General features: G+C 58.4%; 23 protein-coding genes. 10 read left to right on the top strand and 13 right to left on the bottom strand.

Features of this window, described 5'->3' with window-relative positions:
- Window positions 1–34: 34 nt before the first annotated feature.
- The 6 genes from paaK to paaF form a co-directional block, all read right to left on the bottom strand.
- Window positions 35–1,348 carry a phenylacetate--CoA ligase PaaK gene (paaK, locus tag ACZ46Y_RS12695; protein ID WP_311956700.1) on the bottom strand — a complete coding sequence of 438 codons (1,314 nt, stop codon included), beginning with the start codon at window positions 1,346–1,348 and terminating at the stop codon, window positions 35–37.
- A 93-nt stretch (window positions 1,349–1,441) separates the two neighbouring features.
- The gene (gene pcaF / locus ACZ46Y_RS12690) at window positions 1,442–2,671 is read right to left on the bottom strand and encodes a 3-oxoadipyl-CoA thiolase (protein ID WP_311956745.1); all 1,230 of its coding nucleotides are present in this window, start codon (window positions 2,669–2,671) and stop codon (window positions 1,442–1,444) included.
- Window positions 2,672–2,685: 14 nt separating this feature from the next.
- Complete coding sequence (gene paaI, locus ACZ46Y_RS12685) at window positions 2,686–3,138, bottom strand: hydroxyphenylacetyl-CoA thioesterase PaaI (protein WP_311956697.1); 453 nt, start codon at window positions 3,136–3,138, stop codon at window positions 2,686–2,688.
- Window positions 3,135–4,655 carry a 3-hydroxyacyl-CoA dehydrogenase PaaH gene (paaH, locus tag ACZ46Y_RS12680; protein WP_311956695.1) on the bottom strand — a complete coding sequence of 507 codons (1,521 nt, stop codon included), beginning with the start codon at window positions 4,653–4,655 and terminating at the stop codon, window positions 3,135–3,137. The genes paaI and paaH overlap by 4 nt, the downstream gene beginning before the upstream one ends.
- A gap of 2 nt (window positions 4,656–4,657) precedes the next feature.
- A complete protein-coding gene (gene paaG, locus ACZ46Y_RS12675) occupies window positions 4,658–5,449 on the bottom strand; it encodes a 2-(1,2-epoxy-1,2-dihydrophenyl)acetyl-CoA isomerase PaaG (protein WP_311956693.1) in 792 nt (263 codons plus the stop codon).
- A gap of 63 nt (window positions 5,450–5,512) precedes the next feature.
- Complete coding sequence (gene paaF / locus ACZ46Y_RS12670; protein ID WP_311956744.1) at window positions 5,513–6,286, bottom strand: 2,3-dehydroadipyl-CoA hydratase PaaF; 774 nt, start codon at window positions 6,284–6,286, stop codon at window positions 5,513–5,515.
- 363 nt (window positions 6,287–6,649) lie between these two features.
- Between paaF and ACZ46Y_RS12665 the strand changes: the two genes are divergently transcribed.
- Window positions 6,650–7,240 carry a phenylacetic acid degradation protein PaaY gene (locus tag ACZ46Y_RS12665; protein ID WP_311956690.1) on the top strand — a complete coding sequence of 197 codons (591 nt, stop codon included), beginning with the start codon at window positions 6,650–6,652 and terminating at the stop codon, window positions 7,238–7,240.
- 256 nt (window positions 7,241–7,496) lie between these two features.
- Here the strand turns inward: ACZ46Y_RS12665 and ACZ46Y_RS12660 are convergent, their stop codons facing one another.
- Together ACZ46Y_RS12660 and ACZ46Y_RS12655 are read right to left on the bottom strand one after the other, a co-directional pair.
- Window positions 7,497–8,939, bottom strand: a complete 1,443-nt coding sequence (locus ACZ46Y_RS12660) for an NAD-dependent succinate-semialdehyde dehydrogenase (RefSeq protein ID WP_376717594.1) — start codon at window positions 8,937–8,939, stop codon at window positions 7,497–7,499.
- A gap of 69 nt (window positions 8,940–9,008) precedes the next feature.
- Complete coding sequence (locus tag ACZ46Y_RS12655; RefSeq protein WP_311956687.1) at window positions 9,009–9,815, bottom strand: IclR family transcriptional regulator; 807 nt, start codon at window positions 9,813–9,815, stop codon at window positions 9,009–9,011.
- A gap of 192 nt (window positions 9,816–10,007) precedes the next feature.
- Here ACZ46Y_RS12655 and xsc point away from each other — a divergent pair, with 192 nt between their 5' ends.
- The 3 genes from xsc to ACZ46Y_RS12640 all read left to right on the top strand — a co-directional run bounded on the left by xsc (window position 10,008) and on the right by ACZ46Y_RS12640 (window position 13,701).
- The gene (xsc, locus tag ACZ46Y_RS12650; RefSeq protein WP_311956684.1) at window positions 10,008–11,828 is read left to right on the top strand and encodes a sulfoacetaldehyde acetyltransferase; all 1,821 of its coding nucleotides are present in this window, start codon (window positions 10,008–10,010) and stop codon (window positions 11,826–11,828) included.
- 84 nt (window positions 11,829–11,912) lie between these two features.
- Window positions 11,913–12,935 carry a phosphate acetyltransferase gene (pta, locus tag ACZ46Y_RS12645; protein ID WP_311956682.1) on the top strand — a complete coding sequence of 341 codons (1,023 nt, stop codon included), beginning with the start codon at window positions 11,913–11,915 and terminating at the stop codon, window positions 12,933–12,935.
- A gap of 7 nt (window positions 12,936–12,942) precedes the next feature.
- Window positions 12,943–13,701, top strand: a complete 759-nt coding sequence (locus ACZ46Y_RS12640) for a TSUP family transporter (protein WP_311956680.1) — start codon at window positions 12,943–12,945, stop codon at window positions 13,699–13,701.
- A gap of 19 nt (window positions 13,702–13,720) precedes the next feature.
- Here the strand turns inward: ACZ46Y_RS12640 and ACZ46Y_RS12635 are convergent, their stop codons facing one another.
- Genes ACZ46Y_RS12635 through ACZ46Y_RS12620 form a run of 4 tightly spaced genes read right to left on the bottom strand, consistent with a single transcriptional unit; the run spans window position 13,721 to window position 17,172 of the window.
- Complete coding sequence (locus ACZ46Y_RS12635; protein WP_311956678.1) at window positions 13,721–14,059, bottom strand: Lin0512 family protein; 339 nt, start codon at window positions 14,057–14,059, stop codon at window positions 13,721–13,723.
- Window positions 14,052–14,405 (bottom strand): Lin0512 family protein, encoded by a 354-nt coding sequence (locus ACZ46Y_RS12630; RefSeq protein ID WP_311956676.1) that lies wholly within the window; start codon window positions 14,403–14,405, stop codon window positions 14,052–14,054. Before ACZ46Y_RS12630 ends, ACZ46Y_RS12635 begins: the two co-directional genes overlap by 8 nt.
- Window positions 14,406–14,460: 55 nt before the next feature.
- Window positions 14,461–16,197: a cobaltochelatase CobT-related protein gene (locus tag ACZ46Y_RS12625; protein ID WP_311956674.1), complete on the bottom strand. Its 1,737-nt coding sequence runs from the start codon at window positions 16,195–16,197 to the stop codon at window positions 14,461–14,463.
- Window positions 16,198–16,203: 6 nt separating this feature from the next.
- Complete coding sequence (locus ACZ46Y_RS12620) at window positions 16,204–17,172, bottom strand: MoxR family ATPase (RefSeq protein WP_311956672.1); 969 nt, start codon at window positions 17,170–17,172, stop codon at window positions 16,204–16,206.
- Window positions 17,173–17,500: 328 nt separating this feature from the next.
- Between ACZ46Y_RS12620 and ACZ46Y_RS12615 the strand changes: the two genes are divergently transcribed.
- Both ACZ46Y_RS12615 and ACZ46Y_RS12610 read left to right on the top strand, forming a co-directional pair.
- Window positions 17,501–17,884, top strand: a complete 384-nt coding sequence (locus ACZ46Y_RS12615) for a nuclear transport factor 2 family protein (RefSeq protein ID WP_311956671.1) — start codon at window positions 17,501–17,503, stop codon at window positions 17,882–17,884.
- Between the two features lie 60 nt (window positions 17,885–17,944).
- Window positions 17,945–19,393, top strand: coding sequence for an NAD(P)/FAD-dependent oxidoreductase (locus ACZ46Y_RS12610; RefSeq protein WP_311956668.1), 1,449 nt, complete (start codon window positions 17,945–17,947; stop codon window positions 19,391–19,393).
- Between the two features lie 6 nt (window positions 19,394–19,399).
- On the opposite strand, the gene pdxR is transcribed toward ACZ46Y_RS12610, so the two are convergent.
- The gene (pdxR, locus tag ACZ46Y_RS12605) at window positions 19,400–20,869 is read right to left on the bottom strand and encodes a MocR-like pyridoxine biosynthesis transcription factor PdxR (RefSeq protein ID WP_311956666.1); all 1,470 of its coding nucleotides are present in this window, start codon (window positions 20,867–20,869) and stop codon (window positions 19,400–19,402) included.
- 271 nt (window positions 20,870–21,140) lie between these two features.
- Here pdxR and ACZ46Y_RS12600 point away from each other — a divergent pair, with 271 nt between their 5' ends.
- The 4 genes from ACZ46Y_RS12600 to ACZ46Y_RS12585 all read left to right on the top strand — a co-directional run bounded on the left by ACZ46Y_RS12600 (window position 21,141) and on the right by ACZ46Y_RS12585 (window position 25,233).
- Entirely contained in the window at window positions 21,141–22,154 is a 1,014-nt protein-coding gene (locus ACZ46Y_RS12600) for a TRAP transporter substrate-binding protein (protein ID WP_311956663.1), read from the top strand.
- A 97-nt stretch (window positions 22,155–22,251) separates the two neighbouring features.
- Window positions 22,252–22,815, top strand: a complete 564-nt coding sequence (locus tag ACZ46Y_RS12595) for a TRAP transporter small permease (protein WP_311956659.1) — start codon at window positions 22,252–22,254, stop codon at window positions 22,813–22,815.
- Window positions 22,816–22,817: 2 nt separating this feature from the next.
- Window positions 22,818–24,155 (top strand): TRAP transporter large permease, encoded by a 1,338-nt coding sequence (locus ACZ46Y_RS12590; RefSeq protein ID WP_311956657.1) that lies wholly within the window; start codon window positions 22,818–22,820, stop codon window positions 24,153–24,155.
- A 43-nt stretch (window positions 24,156–24,198) separates the two neighbouring features.
- The gene (locus tag ACZ46Y_RS12585) at window positions 24,199–25,233 is read left to right on the top strand and encodes a YeiH family protein (protein ID WP_311956655.1); all 1,035 of its coding nucleotides are present in this window, start codon (window positions 24,199–24,201) and stop codon (window positions 25,231–25,233) included.
- Window positions 25,234–25,257: the final 24 nt, after the last annotated feature.

The raw sequence follows: 25,257 nt of genomic DNA, 5'->3' as shown, positions 1-25,257 counted from the left end.
TAGGCAGGTCGAAGAGCCGGCTTAAGCGTAGCTGTCATCCCTTACGGCGATCGAAGACGCGTTTGGCCTTGCCTTCAGAGCGGCTGATGGTTCCTGCATCCTCCACTTTCACGCTAGTGCTAATACCGATGTAGGACTTGATGTGATGATTGAGCTCCTTGGCTGTTTGCTCTCGGGTGCCGGTGCCGGTGCCGTTGACATCTGACTTGAGCTCAGTTCGGATATCCACACAGTCCATGTTGCCCTTTTTGTAAACCACGATTTCATAGTGTGGGGCTAATGCGCGACACTTGAGTATCTGTTCTTCAATCTGGCTGGGGAATACGTTCACGCCACGGATAATCAGCATGTCATCGCTGCGACCGGTGATCTTGTCAATCCGGCGCATGGGGCGAGCGGTACCCGGCAGCAGGCGCGTCAAATCACGAGTTCGGTAGCGGAGCACCGGCATGGCTACCTTGGTTAAAGAGGTGAAAACCAGCTCACCGTATTCGCCGTCTGGGAGCACCTCACCGGTTTCGGGATTAATAATTTCCGGATAGAAATGATCTTCCCAGATCGTAGGACCGTCTTTGGTTTCCAGGCATTCCATACCGACCCCTGGCCCCATGACTTCTGATAAGCCATAAATATCCAGGGCCTGGATGTTGAGCCGTTCTTCAAGTTCGGCACGCATTTCGTTGGTCCAGGGTTCAGCACCGAAAATACCCAGGCGCAGCGGCAGGTCTCTGGGATCCATGCCCTGTCGATCCAGCTCGTCTGCAATGTTCAGCATATAGGAGGGCGTTACCATGATGATATCCGGCTCAAAATCATTGATCAGCTGAACCTGCTTCTCTGTCTGCCCGCCGGACATGGGAATAACGCTACAGCCAAGGCGTTCGGCGCCGTAGTGAGCCCCTAAGCCGCCTGTGAAAAGGCCATAGCCGTAGGCAACATGGATTTTATCGCCTGCACTGCCGCCGGCCGCTCGGATGGAGCGGGCCACTATGTCAGCCCAGGTTTCAATATCACCTTTGGTGTAACCGACGACGGTTGGCTTACCGGTGGTACCGCTGGACGCATGTACTCGAACCACTTTTTTCATGGGCACCGCAAACATGCCGAAAGGATAGTTGTCCCGCAGGCTATCCTTTGTCGTAAACGGTACTTTGGCGAGATCTTCCAGACTGTTGATATCCATGGGCTTAAGGCCAATTTCATCGAATGCCTGGCGATAGTGCGGCACGTTGGTGTAGGCGTGCCAGACACTCCAGCGCAAGCGCTGGAGCTGTTCGTGGCGAAGCTCGTCCACGCTGGCAGTTTCCATTCGATCCAGTTTTCCGAGCTTGTGCATGGGGAGATTCATGGCTGTGTCCTGCTTTGTTTTTGTTGCCCCGGCGAATTGTTTCCCGGGCCGTATAAGTTTAAGGATTGGGCCCGGGTGCCCGGGCCTGTTCAGTTATGTTGCGTGATCGACACGCTCAATAATTAGCGCTATACCTTGCCCCACACCGATACACATAGTGCACAAGGCGTAACGGGCGCTCTGGCTCTGTTCATGACGGCATTCCAGCGCGTTGAGTGCGGTAGTGACTAGGCGGGCCCCGCTCATACCCAGAGGGTGACCCAGGGCGATAGCGCCGCCGTTCGGATTAACATGTTCAGCGTCGTCCGGCAGACCCAAATCGCGAAGCACCGCCAATGACTGAGCAGCAAACGCTTCGTTCAGCTCGATGACGTCCATGTCAGCCAGGTCCAGGCCGGATGTTTTCAATACTTTACGAGTAGCCGGCGCAGGCCCCATGCCCATGATGCGCGGCTCAACCCCAGCCGTGGCCATCGCGACAACTCGTGCCCGGGGCTTCAGGTTGTGTTCTTTCAGCGCATCGCCGCTTGCCAGCAATAGGGCGCAGGCGCCATCGTTAACACCAGAGGCATTACCGGCTGTTACGCTACCGTCGTCCCGGAAAGGAGTCCCGAGGCTAGCTAGCTTTTCCAGGCTTGTTTCACGCGGATGTTCGTCGGTATCCACTGTGAGCGGATCCTGTTTACGCCGGGGCACACTGACCGGAACAATTTCCCGATCAAAGTAACCTGCTTCCCTGGCTGCGGCCGTGCGCTGTTGGCTTCTTAGGGCAAAGGCATCCTGATCTTCGCGCGAGATATTGTAGTCAGCGGCGACGTTTTCGGCCGTTTCCGGCATGGAATGAATGCCGTACTGCTTTTCCAATATCGGATTGACGAAGCGCCAGCCTATCGTGGTATCGAATATTTCGGCTTTGCGACTAAAGGCCGTTTCGGCCTTACCCATCACGAACGGTGCCCGGGACATGGATTCCACGCCGCCGGCCAGCATCAGCTTGGCTTCTCCCGTGCGCAGTGCGCGGGAGGCAGTGCCAATGGCGTCCATGCCGGAGCCGCACAGACGGTTAATAGTGCTACCCGGAACATTTACCGGGAGCCCGGCAAGCAGTAACGACATGCGGGCCACATCGCGGTTGTCTTCACCGGCCTGGTTGGCGCAGCCATAAAGCACGTCATCCACGCTGGCCCAATCCAGCTGTTGATAACGGTCTTTCAAGGCCTTCATGGGAACAGCGCCCAGATCATCCGCTCTCACGGAGGCCAGGACTCCCCCATAGCGGCCCACGGGGGTTCTGACGGTGTCTACGATATAGGCATCTTTCAGGCTATTGTTGTGACTCATTCGACGGTCTCCGACTGTATAACGTTGCCGCGTACCTGGTAGGACTTGCCGCGAAACAAGGCAATGACATGGTCGTTCTGGTTTGTGATCGTAATGTCGTAGATACCCATACGGTTGCCACGGGACTGCTCGATGGCGCTGGCCGTCAACACGTCACCTTTTTGGGCCCCCTTCATGTATTCGATAGAACAGCCCGAGGCCACCGTGGCCTTGTCATAGCTGTTGCAGGCAAAGGCAAATGCCGAATCGGCAAGCGTAAACAGATAGCCGCCGTGACATGAACCATGTCCCTGAATCATGGTATCGGTGATAGCCATGGATACTGTGGCTTCACCTGGAGATACTCGGGTAATCGTTATGCCAAGATTCTGGCTGGCAAGGTCTCTTGCATACATGGATGCCGCGCAGTCCTGAGCCAGCTGTTGCGCGTCGTCATACGCTTGGCTCATGAATAAAACCCCTTTTCGGCGAATCGGTTCTTGCGCAACAGCAACGACGGCCTGTAGCGGTCTTCGCCGTAGCTTTGCTGCATATTGGTCAGTACGGTATGCACCAGGCTGAATCCGAGATTGTCGCTCCAGCGCAGCGGGCCTTCCGGATAGTTCAGACCTGCTTTCATGGCCAGGTCGATATCATCCAGAGATGCCACGCCGTGCAGATAGGCATCTGCAGCCTCGTTGGCGAGCATGGCCACAGTGCGCATGATCACTACCCCCGGACGATCGGCTATGTGACTAACCGCGATGTCGGCCTTTTGCAGAAGGGCGCAGGCATCATTGATAGCCCGAGGGGAGGCTTGTTCAGCAGCGGTAATGGCTAACCGGTTGGCTTGGGTATAGTCGAACGCCAAATCCAGCAGGATCAGATTATTACAGGCGTCTTCAGCGGCACGTTCGGTTGCCATGCGGCCGTCGGTTAACGCGAGTACCGCTGCTCCAAATAGCAGGCGGCCAGGCCCGTCTCGCTCGACAACCTCGCAACCATGATTGCGCAGCCGCGCCACTAGGGGAGCAAGTGGACCGGCACTACCTTCCACGATTAGCGTGTCTTCTTCAGTGTGGGCGGTCTCAGCCGTAGCCAGCTGCGGCTTTTGCGCGTCTTCAGTGTAGTGGTAAAACCCTTGACCACTCTTGCGTCCTAGGCGCCCTGCGTCTACCAGGTCTTTCTGAACCAGGGAGGGGAGGAAGCGAGTGTCCTGATAGTAGGCATTGAAAACCGATGTGGTTACCGCATAGTTAACGTCGTGGCCAATCAGGTCCGTCAGCTCGAACGGCCCCATGCGAAAGCCACCGGCTTCGCGTATGAGCGCATCCAGTGTGGCACTATCGGTGGCCTGCTCGTACAGCAGGCGCAAACTTTCTGCATAGAAAGGGCGAGCGACTCGGTTAACAATGAAGCCCGGTGTTGATGTTGCGATAACAGGCTTCTTGCCCCATTGGATAGCGGTGGCGTAAACACATTGGGCAACGTCTTCGCTGGTGGCTAGGCCTTTGACGACCTCGACCAATGCCATTAGGGGAGCAGGGTTGAAAAAGTGCATCCCAACGAGACGCTCCGGATGCTCCATACTGGCACCTAGTGCCGTCACGGAGAGAGACGAAGTGTTGGTTGCAAGAATTGCCTGTTTGGTACAAATGGCTTCAAGTTCGGCAAAGAGTTTCTGCTTGGCCTCGATATCTTCGATGATGGCTTCAATAACCAGGCCGGCACTGGCCAGTTCGTCGAAATCGCTAATCGGGATGATGCGTTCGAGCAGCGAGTCCAGGCTAGATTGCTTTAGCTTCCCCTTATCGACTCGGCGTTGCAACTGCTTGGCAACGTTCTGTCGACCCGCTTCGGCAGCCCCTGTTCGTTGATCCAGCAGGTATACGCGATGCCCGGACTGGGCAGCAACCTGGGCGATCCCAGAACCCATGGCTCCGGCACCAATCACGGCTATCGGCGTATCTGTTACTAGTGCCTGCATGATTATTTCCCCTTGAAGTCCGGCGTGCGTTTTTCCATGAAAGCTGCCACGCCTTCACGATAATCCTCGGTGCGTCCGGCCAGCCGCTGCAGGTCTCGTTCGACCAGAATTTGATCGTCAAAGCTGTTATTAGCACTTTCGTGCAGCGCCCTTTTGATCATGGCCAAGCCTTTGGTTGGCTGAGACGCGAAATGACGAGCGAGGCTCCAGGCCTCTTCCTCTAGATCTTCGTCTTCCACGCATTGCCAGATCATGCCCCATTGCTCGGCTTTTTCTGCACTTAGCTTGTCACCCAATAGGGCTAGGCCCTTGGCCCGGGCCAGGCCTACTGTGCGGGGGAGTATCCAGGTGCCGCCCGAGTCGGGAATCAGGCCAACTTTGCAAAATGCCTGGATAAAGCTGGCTGAGCGTGCTGCGAGCGTAATATCGCAGGCCAGCGCAATATTGGCGCCGGCCCCGGCGGCAATGCCATTAACAGCGCAGATAACGGGCATAGGCAGGTTGCGGATGGTCTGCAGCAGCGGGTTGTAATAGTTCTCGATGGAAAAACCTAGATCCGGCGCTTCCTCGCCTGGCTTCACATTACGATCCGACAGGTCCTGTCCAGCACAGAAGCCACGGCCGTTGCCGGTAAGGAGAACCACACGCACCGTTTGGTCTTTGCGGATGGTTTTCATGGCAGAGCGCATCTGCTCATGCATTTCAACGTTGAAACTGTTGAGGCTCTTCGGCCGGTTCAGGGTAATCTTGGCAATGCCCTGATCAATATCGAGAAGCACACTCTGCTCAGTCATGGAGCTATCCTTATAGGTCACAGGAATCCCGGGGGCCGGATTGAGGAGATCGATACTCTGGCTTTAGCGCCCGGAAAATGTCGGTTTGCGCTTGTTCTGGAAAGCCTCAAGACCCTCTCGGCGGTCATCAGTAGCGGCCAGAATGGTGAAGGCATGACGCTCAAAGCGAAGGCCGGCGGCGAGATCCATGTCTTCAGCGCGCTGTATTGCTTCGCGAGCCAGCTCCACGGCAATCGGCCCCTTGGAGGCGATGGTGCGCGCAATAGCAAGAGCGCGTTCGACGGTTAACTCCGGCTGGCAAACCTCGCTGACTAAGCCTGCGTCCAGCGCGCGCTGAGCGCTGATGGGCTCGCCGGTGAGCACCATTTGCATGGCCAGCGACTGGCCGACAGCACGTACCAGACGCTGGGTGCCGCCCGAGCCGGGCATGATTCCGAGATTGATTTCTGGCTGGCCGAAGCGGGCCTTATTGCCGGCAATCAGGATATCGCCGCACATGGCCAGCTCGCAGCCGCCGCCGAGGCAGAAGCCGTTGATGGCCGTGATGAGGGGTTTTGTGAAACGGCGGATACGTGCCCAGTGCTCAATACGCGGATCGTTGAGCATGCCGACCAGGTCGCGGGCTGCCATTTCGGTGATATCAGCCCCGGCGGCAAAGGCACGCTCGCTGCCGGTAATGACAATGGCCCGGGTTTCTGGATCAGCTTCAGCGGCATCCAGCTCATCGCTGAGGGAAGCAAGTAGCGCTGTATTCAAGGCATTGAGAGCGTCAGGACGATTAAGCGTTAACAGGCGAACGCCCTGAGCCGGCCCTTCCGAGAGCAGTATCTGTGGCATGAGAGGTTCCGGGATTGCGTTATTGGGTTTTTCAGCATGGTCTGATAGCGGACACGGAAGCCGAGGTATGTTGTCGTTGAGCTTTCCGGGTGACCGGGCCATGTACCTAAGAAGAGAATATCGGGAAAAATTGATACAGGTCAATTTTCACAGGTGTTTTTTCTGTATCGGATTCCTGTTGTACATGCGGCGTTTTTTAATTGGCTGATTTTGTTGTTATTTTTAGAATATTGTCCTTTAGTATGAGGGAAAATTCGCTACTCATGGCGTAATTTGCGGAAGTTAAATATCGACGAATTTTGTTTTTGATACAGGAATGTGTCGCAAGGTATTGAATATTGAGGCAAAAATAGGAGTGCGTATATGCCCTGTTATCGAATCGATGGCGTCACGCCTGTGGTACACCCTTCTGCTTATGTGCACCCAACAGCCGTGCTGATTGGCGATGTGCAGGTAGGGGCTGAGTGCTATATTGGGCCCTGTGCATCGCTGCGCGGTGATTTTGGTCGTATCGTGATGGAGTCGGGTGCCAACCTTCAGGATACCTGCGTAGTGCACGCCTTCCCCGGGCGCGACGCAGTGATAAAAAGTAACGGCCATATTGGCCACGGTGCCGTATTACACGGTTGCGTGATTGAGTCTGATGCCATGGTAGGAATGAATGCTGTGGTTATGGACGAGGCGGTGATTGCTGAGCGTTCCATTGTCGGCGCTGCCGCTTTTGTCAAAAGCGGCTTCGGCTGCGAGCCCGCTTCACTGATTCTAGGAGCCCCGGCTATCGTTCATCGCCAGCTAAGCGATAAAGAGGTGGGCTGGAAACAGAGCGGTACCCGGGAGTACCAAGCGTTAACGCAACGCTGCCGGGAAAGTATGCAGGAATGTATGCCGCTGGCGGAACTTGACGCTGACCGTCCAGCGTTGCAGGTGGGTAGGCACAGGCTGAAAGACCCGTAATTGGCAGGCGGATATAGCGGCACTTGAGCTTAAATTGAGATCGCTTGCGATTAGCCTTGGCCGGCCCCGCGCCGGCCACTTTGTTGCCAGCGCGCATAGCCCGCGCCACTCACTGCGCGCGTTGAGGAGAGGAAGGGCTCAGCGTTGTGACGGTCAGCAGAATCAGCCCGATGCCGACAAGCTGAATCGAGGTCAGGCTTTCGTTTAGCACTATGAACCCGAACAGCGTGCTTAGCCCGGCACGGGCTTTCTTGTGTTAGAGGCTGCCGATACACACGTATTTGAGCTCTGTGAATTCTTCCAGGCCGTAGCGGGAGCCTTCCCGACCCAGGCCGGATTCCTTGACGCCGCCGAACGGGGCCAGCTCGGTAGAAAGGTGCCCTTCGTTGACGGCCACCATGCCGTATTCCAGGCTCTCTGAGACGTGCCAGATGCGCCGGTAATCCCGAGCGTAGAAATAGGCTGCCAAGCCAAACTCGGTGGCATTGGCCAGCGCAACGGCCTCTTCTTCAGTGGTAAAGCGGAACACCGGCGCCAGCGGGCCAAAGGTTTCTTCCCGGGCGACGCGCATGTCCGGGGTCGCATCCGCAATAACCGTCGGCTCGAAGAAGGTGCCGCCCAGGGCGTGAGGCTTGCCGCCGCAGACCAGGCGGCCGCCTTTATCCAGGGCGTCGCCGATATGCGTCTGGACCTTTTCCACGGCCGCCTGGTTGATCAGGGGCCCCTGAACCACGTCATCTTCCATGCCGTTGCCCACCTTGAGCTCCTTGACCCGGGCGGAAAGCTTCTCAAGGAAGGTTTCATAGACGCTATCCTGCACCAGAAAACGGTTGGTGCATACGCAGGTCTGGCCGGTATTACGGTACTTGGAGAGCAGGGCTCCCTCTACCGCGGCGTCAATATCTGCATCGTCAAAAACGATAAAGGGGGCGTTGCCGCCGAGCTCCATCGAGGCTTTCTTGACGGTATCGGCGCACTGGGCAAGGAGCTTTTTGCCCACTGGAGTCGAGCCAGTGAAAGAGATTTTGCGGACTCGCGCATCGGTACTCAGAACTTCACCGACTTCAGCCCCTGTGGAGGCGGTAATGACGTTGAGCACGCCGGCAGGCAACCCGGCCTCTTCCGCCAGTTTGGCAAGGGCCAGTGCCGTCAGCGGAGTCGCCTCTGCCGGCTTGATGACGACGCTGCAGCCGGCTGCCAGCGCCGGCGCACACTTGCGGGTAATCATCGCCAGGGGGAAGTTCCAGGGAGTAATGGCCGTGACGACGCCGACGGGCTCGCGAAATACCAGGATGCGTTTGTCTGCCCCGTGGCCGGGAAGGGTCTCTCCGGCGATTCGCTTGGCTTCTTCGGCAAAATACTCGACAAAGCTTGCGCCGTAGGCGACCTCCCCGCGCGACTCGGCTAGCGGCTTGCCCTGCTCCAGCGTCATGATCTGCGCCAGCTCTTCCTGGTGCGCCATGATGCCCTCAAACCAGCGGCGTAGCAGCGCCGCGCGCTCCTTGGCCGCTTTTTTACGCCAGCCGGTAAACGCCTGGTCAGCGGCGGCAATCGCTTCCCGGGCGTCTTCAGCCCCCATATCGGGCACTTGGGCAAGCGCTTCGCCGTTGGCCGGGTTGGTCACGGCGAAGTGGCGCGCGCTGTCATGCCATTGGCCGTTGATATACGCCTTGGTCATCAATAGTCGTGTGTGGGACATGGTGTTTCCTTATGACGTGTAGCAGGCAAAAATAAGCCGTCCGTCAAGCCTCGCGGTGTGGCTCGGGTATCAGGCTTGATCGGCCGGGGAGACGCCTTCCTGGCAGAGATCGGCAATGGCGTCCGCAGCGCGCCTGAGGGCCGGCAGGCAGGCGAGTGCCTGGTCGTGATTAAAGCGCATGATTGGCCCCTGGACAGCAACCCCGATATTGGAAACGCCCTGAGGGTTTGATGCGAGTACGGCTATGCACAAAAGGCCGGGTAAAAACTCTTCGTTATCAAAGGAGTAGCCGCGCTGCTTAACATGCTGAATTTCTTCTTCCAGCGCTTGCTGATCGGTGAGCGTATTCGCCGTGAAGCGCTCAAGCGGCAGGTTGCATAGAAGACGGCGCCGCTGTGCCGGTGTCATTTGCGCCAGGAAAAGTTTGCCGCTGGCGGAGCAGTGGACGGGGACGCGCGACCCTGGCTGCAAATAAAAGCGCAGCGGTGCCGAGGTTTCCACGCGATCCAGATAGAGAACTTCCCCGTGCGACAGGGCGGTAATGTTGCAGCTTTCGCCGATTTCCTCGGCCAGCGAGCTCAAGATGGCATGGCGCGCGCCGCGCAGCGTGTCGTTCAACAGCAGGTTTTCCGCCAGCTGCTGCAGGCGCCTGCCGTGGCTGTAGTGGCGTCCATCAGCTTCGCGCTGCAGCATTCCCGAGCTTTCCAGCTGCTGCAGCATCCGGTGCAGAGTCGGCTTGGGCATATTGGTTTCCTCAACCATGCTCTGCAACGTAAAGAATTGATCTTTCTCTGATATTACCTCAAGCAGCGTTAGCAGCCGTTGCGCCGGGGTATCGCCTTCCAGGCGGCTCGCCTCAGATTTTGTGGTGCTCATAGCAGATTCCTCTTATATGGCAAAAGTATGTTCCATTCCGGAAAATAAATCAATTTGAATAAAATTACGGAATTCATGTTGACGTTGCGCTGCGTAACGTCTAGATTTCAAGTCATTCCGTTTTCCGGAATTAAACATACAATAAAATGAATTTTTCAGGCGAAAGCCTCGGTACTGATCCGGAGATGATTCATGAGCACGCAGAACCCCACAGATAACCGCCAGGTTGTTGAAGGCAAGCAGAAGATGACGCCTTCCGAGGCGTTCGTTGAGACGCTGGTGGCCAACGGCGTTACCGATATTTTTGGCATCATGGGCTCGGCCTTCATGGACGCCATGGATATTTTTGCGCCCGCCGGCATCCGCCTGATCCCGGTAGTGCACGAGCAGGGCTCGGCGCACATGGCCGATGGCTATGCCCGGGTATCCGGCCGCCACGGCGTGTTGATCGGCCAAAACGGCCCCGGCGTGTCCAACAGCGTTACCGGCATTGCCGCGGCATACTGGGCGCACAGCCCGGTAGTGGCCATTACGCCGGAAACCGGCACCATGGGTATCGGGCTGGGCGGTTTCCAGGAATGTAACCAGCTGCCGATGTTTCAGGAGTTCGTCAAGTATCAGGGGCATGTGACGCATCCGGCGCGCATGGCCGAATACACGGGCCGCTGCTTTGAGCGGGCCATGACGGAAATCGGGCCTACCCAGCTCAATATTCCCCGCGACTACTTTTACGGTGAGATTGAAGCCGAGATTCCCCGGCCGCTGGAGCTCGACCGCGGTCCCGGCGGGCCCAAGAGCCTGGACGAAGCCGCCGAGCTTCTCGCCGAGGCGCGTTTCCCGGTCATCGTTTCCGGTGGCGGTGTGGTGATGGCGGACGGCGTCGATGCCTGTAAGGCGCTTGCTGAGCGGCTGGGCGCACCCGTCGTCAACAGCTATCAGCATAATGACTCTTTCCCGGCCAGCCATCCGCAGTGGTGTGGTCCTCTTGGCTACCAGGGGTCAAAAGCCGGCATGAAGCTGATCGCCGACGCTGACGTTGTCGTTGCTCTGGGTACCCGTCTTGGGCCTTTCGGCACGCTGCCCCAGCACGGCATGGATTACTGGCCGAAGAATGCCAAGATCATCCAGGTCGATGCCGATCACAAGATGCTTGGTTTGGTGAAGAAAATTGCCGTAGGCATTTGCGGCGATGCTCGGGAAGCGGCCGACGCGCTTACCGAGCGCCTGCAAGAGCGCAACCTGGTCTGTGACTCAAGCCGCGACGAGCGCGCTGAGCGTATTGCCAGCGAGAAGGCGGCCTGGGAAAAAGAGCTGGACGAGTGGTCTCACGAAGACGACCCCTACAGCCTTGACGCCATTGATGAGGCCAAGGGTGAAAAGCCCTTCTCCGGCGGTGCTTACCTGCACCCGCGGCAAGTGCTGCGGGAGCTGGAAAAGGCCATGCCGGAAGACAAGATGGTGTCGACCGACATCGGCAATATCAACGCGGTGGCCCACAGCTACCTGCGCTTTGATAAGCCCCGTAGCTTCTTTGCGCCGATGAGCTTTGGCAACTGCGGGTACGCCCTGCCGACCATCATCGGTGCCAAGGCCGCAGCTCCCGAGCGCCCGGCGATTGCCTATGCCGGCGACGGCGCCTGGGCCATGAGCATGACGGAAATTATGACGTCAGTACGTCACGATATTCCGGTCACCGCCGTGGTATTCCACAACCGCCAGTGGGGCGCCGAGAAGAAGAACCAGGTGGAGTTCTATAACCATCGCTTTGTCGCCGGCGAGCTGGATAACCAGAGCTTCGCGGAGATGGGACGCTCCATGGGTGCCGAAGGCATTACCGTTGACCGCCTGGAAGACGTGGGTCCGGCCCTGAAGAAAGCCGTCGACATGCAGATGAACGAAGGTAAAACCACCGTCATCGAGATCATGTGTACACGCGAGCTGGGCGACCCCTTCCGTCGTGACGCGCTGAAAAAGCCGGTGCGTCTGCTCGAGAAGTACCAGGATTACGTATAAGGCCTGAGCGCTATTATGTCTTTACCCCCGGCCTGGCCGGGGGTTTTACGTTCTACCGCCCTGTTAGCGGTATAGGCAGGTACCATGAAAGCGTTAAATCAAATACTGGATAATGCTCGGCACGACCCCAAACGCATTGTGCTGTGTGAAGGCGAGGACGAGCGCGTACTGCGCGCGGCAGCAAAGGCCGCTGAGGCAGGCATTGCCCGGGTCATACTCGTAGGCGCTGAAAAGGCCGTTGCCGCGGCTGCCCGGGACCATGGCGTTGACGTTTCGACGTTTGAGGTAGTGGATCCCGCTACCTCACCGCTGACGGAAAGCCTGGCGCAGGCCCTGCACGCGCTGCGCGAGAAAAAGGGCATGACCCGCGAGCAGGCCGAGTCCAGCGTGCGTGACCCCTTGTGCTTTGCGCATATGCTGGTGCGCGAAGGCCATGCTGACGGCTCCGTTGCCGGCGCGGTCAACACGACGGCCGACGTGGTGCGCAACGCCATTCAGACGCTGGGCCTGGCGCCGGGGAGTTCGCTTGTATCCAGCTTCTTTCTGATGATGCTGTGTCAGCCGTTTCACCGTCTCAAGGGCGGGCTGATCTTTGCAGACTGCGGGTTGATGGTTGATCCTGACGCCGAGCAGCTCTCTCAGATCGCGCTTGCTGCAGCCGACAGTGCAGAAACGCTGCTGGATGAAGAGCCCCGAGTGGCGATGCTGTCCTTTTCCACCAGCGGCAGCGCCCAGCACGAACATGTGGATCGCGTGCGTGACGCTGCCCAAGCGGTACAGCAGCAGCGCCCGGAGTTGGCCATTGATGAAGACGTGCAGCTGGACGCTGCGATTGTGCCCGACATTGCCGAGAAAAAACTGCCGGACTCTCGCGTCAAGGGCCGCGCCAACGTCCTGGTATTTCCCAATCTGAACGCTGGCAACATCGGCTATAAAATGGCGGAGCGTATAGGCGGCGCTGACGCGATCGGCCCGCTGCTGCAGGGGCTGAACAAGCCGGCCAACGATCTGTCGCGCGGCTGTAGCGTCGACGATATTTACCACGTCATTGCCGTGACGTCGGTCCAGGCTCAGGCGAGCGAAAAGTGCGCCGGCGCTAAAGGCTGAATCGTCGATGGCAATCGTTGCTGAGGTGCCGTGGCTGTTTCTGCTCATTGCCGGCCTGGGCGGCTATTTGCAAACGGTGACGGGCTTTGGCCTGGGCATGATCGTCATGGGCCTGGCCGGGGGCCTGGAAGTCGCCTCGGTGGCCACGGTTGCCGCGGTGATCAGCTTGATGCTGCTCATCAACTGCGTGGTGGCGCTCCCCGGGCGCTTGCAGCATATTTACTGGCCCTCGGTGTGGGCGGTGATGCTGGGCGTTGTGCCAAGTATTCTGGTCGGGGTGGCGATGCTGCACTACCTAAGCGATGAAGCCTCGTCAGTACTCAGGGTCGTGCTTGGCGGGGTCATTCTTTACGGCGCCGCCGGTCTGCTGTTGAAGCCGGCTCACCAGGCGCATATCGCCAGTCCTGCCAGCTTCACCCTTTTTGGCGGCTTCTCCGGCTTTCTCGGTGGGCTTTTGGGTATAGCCGGGCCGCCGCTGATTTATCACTATTATCGCCAGCCGCTTCCCCCCGCACGTATTCGTCACACCTTGATTTTACTCTTTGCCGTCACGGCGGGTATACGCACGCTGTTTATCGCCGTTCAGGGGCAGCTAAGCCTTGATATCCTGGCGCTCGTCGGCTGGTCCTTTCCGGCCGTGGTGGCGGCAACCTGGGTTGGCCGGCGCTGGCCACCGCCGCTCTCGGCACTGGCGATGCGGCGGCTGGTGTTTGTCATGCTGATGATAATCGGCGTGTCATTGATGGCGGCCGGCCTCTTGTCTTGAAGCGGCCGGGCCGCCCTGGCTAAACGGCGAGAAATACGGCCACTGCCGCGGCAGCAACAAGGCGGGAGGGGCTGCCGTCCGGCCCCTGAACATCGAGGCCGCCGTGGCGCACCGTGACGCTCACCTGCCCGGCTGTCAGCTCGGCGATAATGGCTTGCTCGTCTATGCTGTCCGGCTTTGGTACGCCGATCGTCACTTCGACCCGCGTCTGGCGTTCATCGAGCTCAAGCGATTGAAAAAGGGCCAGCGAAGAGTGGCTCAGGGCATCGTTGACGGCGTGGCGGGCGGCTTGGGTGTAGCCTTCGTGAACGTCGGCATGGCCGCTACCCATGGCCAGGATAAGTCGCTTTTCAGCCATTATCGGACTCCATTGCCAGAGAGACGGTAAGGACAGCGTTGGCAATGACGCTGGCGCCGCTGCCGTCGGGTTTGGGAACCTCGAGCCCGCCCCGGGTCAGCGTAATACGGGGTTTGCCGTAGGGGAAAACCTCCGGCAGAACCCGGGAATCCACTTCTTCCGGGCAGGGAACGCCAAGCTGCACGTCGATCTCCATCGCCTCGCGGGGGAAGTCAAAGGCTTCGGCCACGTTGAGGGAGTTGTGCCACAGCGCATCGCGGATGGCCCGGACGCAGGCCTCGGTATAGTCACGGCTGCGGATGGAGGTACCCGTGCCGAACTGGTGTATCAGAGGGGTGTTGGCCATTTGCCACTCCTGTAAAAGCCGCTTTCATTTAGCAGGTGACGGCTCTGGTCAACCGCTATGAGCGGTGTATGCGCTGAGCGATCAGCTGCACGATTTCGTCAAACAAGTGATTATCCAGCGCTTGTGACATGTCGGTCGCCAGGCTGTGGCGGTAGAACGGGCTTAAGTCCAGACCGACACCCAAGCCCAGAATATCGATCTCGCCCTGGCGCTCCTGCCGGGCGAGGACGGTTTTCAGATGGTTATCCAGGTAGTAGGCGTCGTTGGTCAGGTTGGTGGCGGTGTCCGAAGGGCTACCGTCGGAGATCACGATAAGGATCTTGCGCTGCTCTTCGCGCGCCAGCAGGCGCGAGCAGGCCCAGTCCACGGCTTCACCGTCCACGCCTTCACGAAACAGGTTGCCTTTCAGCATTGCCGCGATGTCGCGGCGAGACCGGCGCCAGCCGCGATCGGCTTCCTTGAAGACCAGATGGCAGACTTCATTGAGCCTTCCGGGGGCGGGAGGGCGGCCCTGGCGCATCCACTCCTGATAAGGCTTGCCGCCGTTCCAGGCGTTGGTGGTAAAGCCCAGCAGCTCGCTGCGCCCGCCCGCAATGTCCAGCGCGCGGATCAGACAGTCGGCCAGCATGGCGACGGATTCGCTTTGGTGGCGCATGGAGCCGGAGCAGTCGACCAGCAGCGTTACCATGCAGTCGGCAACCGGGCGCTGGCGATCCTGATAGAACAGGCGCCGTTCCGTAGGCGAGCTCACCAGCTGCGCCAAGCGCCGGCCGTCGATGCGGCCTTCTTCCTCGCCGTATTGCCAGCCATCGTACTGCGGCGTGGCCAGAATGGCCGCCAGCTGGCGCGCCAGTCGCGGTACGTTAATGCCCTGTTCGGCAATGCCGGTATCCAGCCGCTGGCGAAACTCTTCAAGCTGCGCCTTGCGTACCAAATCCGATGCGACAACTTCGCGGTCATAGGCGGTGGTATACACCGTATAACCCTGCCGGCTTTCGCCCAGTGCCTTGCTGGTGCCGCTGCGGGCGCTGGCAAAGCGCTCGTCGTCGCCTTCCTGGTCAAAGTCCAGCAGCAGGGCAAAGTTTTGCTGAGCATCGTCGTCATCATCCTGGCGCTCGTGATTACTGCCGTCTTCGCCTTCCTGCCAGGATTCCAGCGTCTCATCGACCAGCTTGGCCACGGCCTGCGCGTGGGGAATGAAGGCTACCTGGTCGTGGCGGTGGTGACGCAGGCCGGCCAGCGCCAAGCCCATGGACGAGGCCAGGGAGAACCGCGTGCTCTCGATAAGGTCTTCGGTTTCTTCGAGCACCTGACGCGCGTTCAGCCGAGACCAGCTCATCTGGGCAATCGTATAGATGAGAAGGCCGCTGCTACTTTCGGTTTGCCCCGAACGATGGAACTCCAAAGACCAGCGGCTAAAGCGCTGCTCCAGGTTGGCGGTCATGCCCGGCAAATGTGCCGGCACCTGGGTTTCTACCCGCAGCTGCTCCAGCAGTTCGAACACCAGCCGGGCTACGGGTTTTTCCGGGCAGCTCTTCCGGTGCAGCTCGGCATCGCTGTAAAGCAGCCGCAGGGCCATGCCGTCCGCCGCGGCGCGGCAGTCAGCAAACGGCGCTACCGCGGTATCGATCCGGTGGTGGGGGGCGTACATGGGAAGTCGGTGCTCGCCCTGGTACAGCTGCTTGCCCCGAAAATGCAGATCCGACCGGCCGCTGAGCGCGCGGATGGCGGCGGCGCAAAGCGCTTCTACCTGCTGCTGGCGGCGGGCTTGCTGCTGGACGTTGCTGCTCATGTCGCGTTACTCCATGAATCGGGCTTCATCCAGCTCCTGGCCAAAGCAGCGCTGGTAGTATTCAGCGACCGTCTGGCGTTCGGTAGCGTCGCACTTGTTCAAAAAGGACAGCCGGAAGGCCAGTGCCGGGTCGCGGAAAATCTCGCAGTTCTCCGCCCAGGTAATGACGGTGCGTGGCGACATCAGCGTCGAGATATCGCCGGCGGCAAAGCCTTTGCGCGTCAGATTAGCCACGCTCACCATGGCGGCAACGAGCTCGTGGCCCTGGGCGGTATCTTTGCTGGGTACGCGCGACAGGACAATGGCGGCCTCTTCCTCCGCGCTCAGGTAATCCAGCTTGGCGACGATGTTCCAGCGATCGATCTGGGCGTGGTTCAGCACCTGGGCGCCCTGATAGAGGCCGGACATGTTGCCAAGCCCTACGGTGTTGGCGGTGGAGAACAGGCGGAAGTACGGATGGGGATGGATGACCCGGTTCTGGTCCAGCAGCGAAAAATGGCCGTCGCGCTCGAGGATGCGTTGAATCACGAACATGACATCGGGGCGGCCGGCGTCGTATTCATCAAAAATAAGCGCCACGGGGCGCTGCAGTGACCAGGGCACGATACCTTCCTGGAACTCCGTCACCTGAACGCCGTTCCTGACCACAATGGCATCCTTGCCTACCAGGTCCAGGCGGCTGATGTGGCCGTCCAGGTTGACCCGCATGCACGGCCAGTTCAGGCGTGCCGCAATTTGTTCGATGTGGGTCGATTTGCCGGTGCCGTGTAGCCCCTGAACCATGACGCGGCGGTTGCGGGTAAAGCCGGCGAGAATAGCCAGGGTAACATCCGGATTGAAGCGGTAGGCTTCGTCAACCTCGGGCACGTAGTCGTTTTGCTGGCTGAAGGCAGGCACCTGCAGATCGCTGTCGATGCCGAACAGTTCGCGCACCGAGCGCAAGGTATCAGGCTTCATGCTGGCTAAATCTGTCATGTCTGTCTCCTTGGGGGCACCAGGTGCAGGGCAGTGGCGTGTGGCCCTTCAAGCCGTATGTCGATTCTGAGTTCAGCCTAGCTTACTTGGAAATATATAAAAAGTGGAATGATAAGTTTCGTTTTAAGATACAGGGGCGTTTTTTTGGACATTCGGTGGGCGGTCGGAAAAGCGCTTCTGGCCCAAATAAAGACCGGTAACTGGCGCTAATGCGTATAAAAATCGAGGAGTAGACTGGCTTTTAAACGCCTTGCCTCTGGCGTGACAGCCGCGTGATAACCGCGATAGTGACAACAACGACAACGTTTTTTTGCAAATGGAGTTTACGATGAGCCAGCCAACCGTTGCTTTCCTCCAGGCTTTCAGTGAAGCCCTCAACAACCATGACATCGATGCGGTCATGGAAATGATGACCGAGGACTGCGTGTTCAACGCCGTGGCCGGCCCCGAGCTGCAGGGCAAAAGCTTTGTCGGGCAGCAGGAAGTGCGCCAGGGCCTGGAAAACGCGTGGAAAACGGCGCCGGACGCCTGCTGGGTCGATGGCGAGCACCACGTTAGTGGCGACAAGGGGTTTTCCGAAACTACCTACAAGGGAACCACTGAAGACGGCGCGCGTACTGAAGCACGCATGATCGACGTTTTTACTTTCCGCGATGGCAAAATTGCCGTCAAGAACGCATTCCGCAAAAACCGTCCTCCGGTTAATGCCTGAGTTTTCCGCGCTGGAACTGTCCGTTCCAGGACAAGGCCGCCCGATCGCGAGGAACCCGCTATGCAAACTGCAGAACAGCACGATAAAGCCGAAAACACCGTAGGGCAGCAAAGCACCGCGCCGTCACGGCCTTACGATCCCATGTACGACCCGCTGAAGAACCCGACGCCCGGCACCGGGCGTGACTATGCGCCCACCTACTGGATCGACACGGCGGGCGAGCCGCCGGCGGATGACGGCCCCATACAGGGGGATACCGACGCCGATGTGGTGATTGTGGGGTCGGGCTTTACCGGGCTGACCGCGGCTATCTTTCTGGCGCAGAACTATGGCATCAAGGCCACGGTGCTGGAAGCCAACCGCACCAGCTGGGGGTGTTCTACTCGTAACGGCGGGCAGGCCCAGTGCGCCATGGGGCGCCTGTCGCGCTCGGAGTGGATCGAGCGTTACGGTCTGGATGCCGCCCATCGGCTGCACGATGAGTGCCTGGCGGGCATGGCCACGTTCAAGGAGCTGATCAAGGACATCGACTGCGAGCCGCAGCCCGGCGGGCACCTCTATATTGCCCATCGCAAGCGGCAGATGCCGGAATTGGAAAAAGAAGCCCGGCTGCTGCGCGATACGTTCAATTACGACGCGCAGATCCTGGACGCCGATACCGTCAAGAATGAATGGCTGGGTGACCAGGAAACGGTGGGGGCGATGCACGAGCCCGAAGGCATCGGCATTCATGCCGGCAAGCTGGCCTTTGGCTATCATCGCAAGGCGCGCGCGCTGGGCGTCAAGATTCATCCCTCAAGCCCGGTGCAAAGCTGGGAAACCCGCGGCGGCGTGCATTACCTGAAAACGCCCGGTGGAACCGTGAAGGCCGGCGCCGTCGGCATGGCGACGGGGGGGTATACCTCGCAAAGCCTGCATCCGCAGCTGAAAAATCGCTTGATGCCGATCTTGTCCAACTCGATTGTGACGCGGGTGCTTACCGACGAAGAGATACAGGCCAGCCATCTGCATACGCGCCAGGTGATTACCGACGCCCGGATACTGCGCCACTACTATCGTCTGCTGCCGGACAATCGGCTGCAGATTGGCAGCCGTAGCGCCGTTACCGGGAAAGAGGCGCCCAACAAGAAATATGAAGATATGCTCATTGGCGATATGCATCGCAAATTTCCCCATCTGCAGGGCGCCCGGATCGACTATTCCTGGTGGGGATGGGTCGACGTCAGCCATGACCTGATGCCGCGTATTTTCCAGCCGGACCCGACAAGAACGGTCTATTACGCGCTGGGTTACGGCGGTAACGGCGTGATGTACTCCGCCCAGGCAGGGCGGCGCCTGGCGCAGCTGATCGCCGGTGACGGCGAAGGGCTGGACATGCCGATCTTCACCTCAAAGCTGCCGTACCCCAATGTCAGGGAGATGGTGGAATCCCAGGCATTTGCGCCGTTTCGCCGTATCGGGCAGCGCTTTTTGTATCACTGGTACAACTTCAAGGATGAGCGTAAATAAGCCGGCTCAGCGGCGATCGTTCATGGCCTCCGGCAGCAAGTCAGCCAGGCGCTTTAGACCTGGCTCTATCTTGTCTTCGTGGATAGCCGAAAAGCCCAGCCGCAAATGCGCGTTGCACGAACGATCGAAGTAATGAATATCGCCGCATTCGATCAGAATACTTTGCCTTCTGGCCAGCACCTGCCATTTGCGGAAGTCCAGCTCTTGGGGCGCTCGCAGCCAAAAGCTGGTGCCGCCCATGGTTGACGAGGTATGAAAGTCCGGTAAATGCGTGGCTAGCGCCTCGTTCATGCGCTGCCAGCGGCGCTGAAACGTGCGGTGGATCTGGCGTAGCAGCACATCGTGATAGCCCCGCTCCAGAAACAGCGCCAGGGTCCGCTGGTTGTTGGTAGGCGGATGGCGCAGCATCAGGCGGCGGATGGCGCGAGCCTCACGAATCAGCGTCGGGTGCGCCACCATGTAGCCCAGGCGCAGCCCCGGCGACAGCGTTTTCGACAGGCTGCCCAGATAAATCACCCGCTGGTGGCGGTCCAGGCTTTTGAGCGCCGGGGTCGGGTTGCTTTGATAGTTGGTCTCGCTGTCGTAGTCGTCTTCGACGACCAAAAAGTTGTTCATTTCCGCCAGGTCAAGCAGATGTCGGCGCCGCGGAAGCGGCATGGTAACGGCAGTAGGGCACTGGTGGCTGGGCGTTACATAGACAAGGTCGCACTGGCCAAGCGAGTCATCCGGGCGCATGCCTTGGGCATCGACCGGCAGCAGCTGGATGTCGTCGGTCAAAAGCCGGGCGATGTTATACATATCGACATAGCCCGGGTTTTCCATGCCCAGGCGACGGCCGGGCTTGAGCAATAGCTGAGCCACGGTCCAGAGCGCTTGCTGAGTGCCCATCGTAATGAGTATTTCTTCCGGCTTGGCCCAGACCCCGCGCCGGGGCAGAAGCCGAGTGCGCACTTGTTCAATGAGCAAGGGGTCATCCTCAGTGAAATGATCCACCGACCAGCGGTTGATAGCCGGCACGCTCACGGAATCGCGGCTGCATTCGCGCCAATGCTGGGTAGGGAACAGCGCCGGGTCTATCTGGCCGTAGACAAAGGGATACGCGTAGCGGTGCCAGTCAACCGGCTTGCGGATGGCTTTTTGCCGCGAAGGGCGTGCCGTCAGCAGGCGCTCCCAGGGCATGGGGTCGGCATCGATATCGTTGAGGCGCACCGGGCGTTCGGCGCGGCCCTCCAGCACGTCCGTATTGACGAAGTAGCCGCTGCGGCTTCTGGCGATGAGGTAGCCGTCATCCAGCAGCTGCTCGTAGGCCAGCACGACGGTATTGCGCGCAACGTTTAGCTGCTCGGCCAGCTTACGGCTGGAGGGTAGCGCCTTATCAACCGGAATCTGGCCGTCGAGAATGGCGTTGGCAACCTGCTCGCGCAGCTGATTTTGCAGGCTTTCTGGCCGTGCCGGGTCTAGATGAAAAAGCAACATGGCGTTAGACCCCTTTGCTTGCCAGATGAAACAAGGATAACGCGCCATTATGGCACGCGGTAATGACTGACAAGATGCGACTAAAGTCGAGTTAGTGGCGTGGCAGCTCCTTGCTGGCACCAAACAAGACGACCAGCTGGCACTATGGGACGGCGCCAGGAGTGCGTAAAAGAAGACGGGTCAGCATGTATATGTTTCTGATGCCGCCGTTGGGCAGACTATTGCTGCCCGACGGCAGCCATCAAAATAAAAACAAGGACTGGAGGACATTATGCCTACCCCAAAATTGACACTTTCTGTTGCTATTTCTACCGCTTGCCTCGCGCTTAGCACCGGCGCGGCAGCGGAAACCTGGAAAATGGCGATCGGCGATGCTGCCGGTGGCACCCAGTATGAGCTGGGCAAGAACTTTGCCGAGCAGATCGAAAAGCGCTCTGACGGCGAGATTACGGTCGACCTGTTTCCCAATGGCCAGCTTGGCAGCGAGCAGGACACGCTGAATAACGCCAGTATGGGGATGCTGGATTTATCGATCATCGCGATCAATAACATCACCCCCTTTTCGCCTACGGTGGGCGTATTGACGCTGCCCTACGTGATCCAGGGGGCCGAAGATGCCAAGACCCTGACCCAGGGTGAAGTAGGAGATGAGCTGACCGAAAACACCATTCGCGATGCCGGCGTTCGTATTCTGGGCTGGGCCTATTCCGGCTGCCGCCGCCTGAGTAACTCCGAGCGGCCCGTTTCCTCGCCGGAGGACCTGGATGGGCTGGTTATCAGGGTACCGAAGAACGAAATCATGATGGCCTCTTATCAGGCATGGGGGGTCAACCCTAACCCGATGGCCTGGTCGGAAACCTTCACCGCGCTGCAGCAGGGTGTCGTCGATGGTCAGGACAACCCCTATATCACCATTGATGCCATGAAGTTCTATGAGGTTCAGGACTACATCACCGATAGCTGCTACGTCTTCTCCCTTGAGCCGCTGGTGATGGGCGAAGGGGCTTACCAGGCGCTGAGTGAAGAAAACAAGAAGCTTGTTCAGGAGGCCGGAGAGGCGGCAACTCAGCACAGCTACGACTACCTGCAAGAGACAGAAGGCGAAATCAAGACGCGCCTGGTGGAAGAGGAAGGTATCGAAATTATCGAACCTGATAACAACGAAGAAGAATGGATTTCTCAGGCAACCAGCATATGGCCGGATTTCTACGACAGCATCGGCGGTAAGGACAAGCTGGATAACGTACTGGAGATCCTGGAGCGCGAACCGGCCCCCGAGAAGTAAGCCTTCATTCAGGATTTTAGCCACTCACATGCCCGGGCTTTTCGGATGAAAAAGCCCGGTGCTACTTTCTCGAGTGTTTTGTCAGGTGGTAGCTGATATGAAAAAGAAGCTGCTTTATCTTATAGATAATATAGAAGGGTATCTTTGCCAGTTTCTGTTGGTAGGGTTTGTGGTACTCCTGTTCGTGCAAATTGTCATGCGGAACGTATTCAGCTACTCGATACCCTGGGGCGACGAGCTGGCAACGTATGCCTTTGTCTGGTTTGCCTATCTGGGCGCGGCCTATGGTACAAAGCTTTCCGCCCATAACCGTATTACTTTTCAATTCAAGATGTTCCCTCAGTGGGTGGCAACGTTTTGCGAGTTGCTTACAGATATTATATGGATCGGGTTTAATATCTTCTTCATATACTTGAGCTATGACTTTGTCTTCAATCGGATGAATCTTTTCTGGACCTCGCAGACCATGGGTGTCCCGATGAAATATTTTTATTTCATACTGCCTATTGCCTTTATCGCGATGACCATAAGGGTGGTGCAGAAAAATTACCTTAAGTTTTTTAAAAAAAAGAATGCTCCAGTCGCTGAGGAGAAAGAGTTCGACAGCATAGACAAAACAGAGCGGGAAGAGCCGCGACTTAAAGAAAACGGGGGAGAATAAGAATGACGACGCTTGTCTATGTCCTGTTCGGCGTATTTTTCCTGCTGCTGGTGCTGGGCGCCCCTATTGCTATCTCGCTGGGCGTTGCCGCATTAGCCACGTATCTGACCCTGGGCGAGAACCCGCTGGCCTTTGTGCAAATGGCCTTTACCTCGGTGGGGGCTTTTCCGCTGATGGCGCTGCCGGCCTTTATTCTTGCAGGCGCGCTGATGGAAGTTTCCGGCATATCCAAGCGGCTGGTAGACATAGCCGAGGCGTTTGCCGGGCCCGTCTCCGGCGGTTTGGCGGCGGCGACGGTGTTTGCCTGCATGTTTTTTGGCGCTATTTCCGGATCCGGCCCGGCAACGACGGCCGCCGTGGGCATGCTTATGATTCCGGCGATGTCGAACCGCGGCTATGACCGCGGCTACGCCTCTGCGGTGACCGCCTCAACGGGTGGCCTGGGCGTGGTGATTCCGCCTTCTATCCCCATGGTGATCTTCGGTATTTCGGGTATGGGCCTGCAGCCGCCCTCCGAGGCCATTGCCGAGCACGGCACTTTCCAGACGCTGTCCATTCCCAAGCTGTTTATTGCCGGCATCATCCCCGGCATGGTCATCGCCGGCTTCATCCTGGTGGTCAACTACTTTATTTCACGCAAGCGTGGCTACTGCGGACTGAGCGAGCACTGGTCCATGGCGGATATCCGCACCACCCTGCGCAGGGGTATTTGGTCCATGCTGGCCCCCATTATTATTCTGGGCGGTATTTATAGCGGCCTTTTCACACCGACGGAATCCGCCGTTGTGGCGATCTTTTATACGCTGGTGGTGGGGATTTTCCTGCATAAGGAGCTGGAATTAAAGCCGGCGCTGAAAACCCTGGAGACCACCACCTGGATTACCGGCCGGGTTCTTCTTATCCTGTTTACCGCGACGGTCTTCGGCCGCCTTCTCGTTGAGAATCAGGTGCCGTCTTATATTGCCGAAATCATGCTGGCCGTCACGGATAACCTCTATCTGATCTGGGCCATGATTATCGGCTTTCTGCTGTTTGTGGGCATGTTCATGGAAACTCTGGCAGCCATCATGATCCTGACGCCGGTGCTGTTGCCGATCATGTATATGCTGGGGATGGATCCGGTGCACGTCGGCATTGTGGTGGTGTGTTCGTTGGCTATTGGCTTTCAGACGCCGCCGCTCGGGGAAAACCTCTTTGTTGCCTCGGGTATCGGGGGCTGCTCGGTAGAGGAAATTTCCCTCAAGGCGCTGCCCTTTGCGGCGGCCTCGATTACGGCCATTTTCGTTATTGCCTACTTCCCGCAGCTATCCTTATGGCTACCTCGTGTTTTGGGTTATTAAGGTGATTCCCAGCGCAAGCTGATTTTTCAGGAGTGATGAAAACATGTCGAGTCTCGAGCAATCGCGTCTGTCGTTGCCCAACCTGTTTGCCAGGGGCCAGCAGGTTATGCCCGGGGTGATTATTTGCGTCACTATTGCACTGGCTACGACTTTTATTGCCGATAACTACGGCGGCCCCACGCTGCTCTATGCCTTGCTATTCGGCATGACGCTGCATTTTCTTTCGGAAGAAGGGCGCTGCCTGGCGGGTATCGAGTTTTCGGCACGCACGATACTGCGCCTGGGGGTGGCCTTGCTCGGGGTGCGCATCACGCTTGAGCAGGTGGCCGAACTGGGCCTCGGTCCGCTGGTGACGGTGATTGGCGGCGTCACGCTGACGATTGCCATCGGCGCGCTGCTGGCTCGCGTGCTGGGGCTTGAGCGTGATATGGGGCTGCTGACCGGGGGCTCGGTAGCGATTTGCGGGGCCTCTGCGGCGCTGGCGCTATCCGCCGTTATGCCGCGTCACGAGACCCACGAGCGCAATACCATCATGACCGTCGCCGGGGTGACTACTCTGTCCACCATGGCAATGATTGTTTACCCGCTGCTGGTCTCTGTGCTGAATCTGGGCGACAGCGATGCCGGCATCCTGCTGGGGGGAACCATCCATGACGTCGCGCAGGTGGTGGGGGCGGGTTACATGATTTCCGAAGGAACCGGCGACATTTCTACCTTCGTCAAGCTGATGCGCGTGGCAATGCTGGTGCCGGCGGTCATGGTCTTCATGTTTATTTTCCGCCATAGCCGGCAGGAAGAAGGCGGCAGAAAAATGCCGCTTCTGCCCAGCTTCCTGGTGGCATTTGTCGTCATTGTGCTGATCAATAGCATGGGCTGGATACCCACGATGGCGACCGACGCGATTACCGACCTTTCGCGCTGGTGTTTGGTCACGGCCATTGCTGCGCTGGGTATCAAAACGTCTTTCCAGAAGCTGGCCGTGGTGGGCTGGAAGCCAGTTATTCTGATGATGGCGGAAACGCTCTTCCTGCTGCTGTTTGTCATGGCCTGTATTTATTTTGGCCTGGCCGGCATGTAAGAAAGCTGGCGCTGGTGGCTTTGG

It is taken from the genome of Halomonas garicola (assembly GCF_055382465.1).
This window is presented reverse-complemented; position numbering and strand designations above follow the sequence as displayed.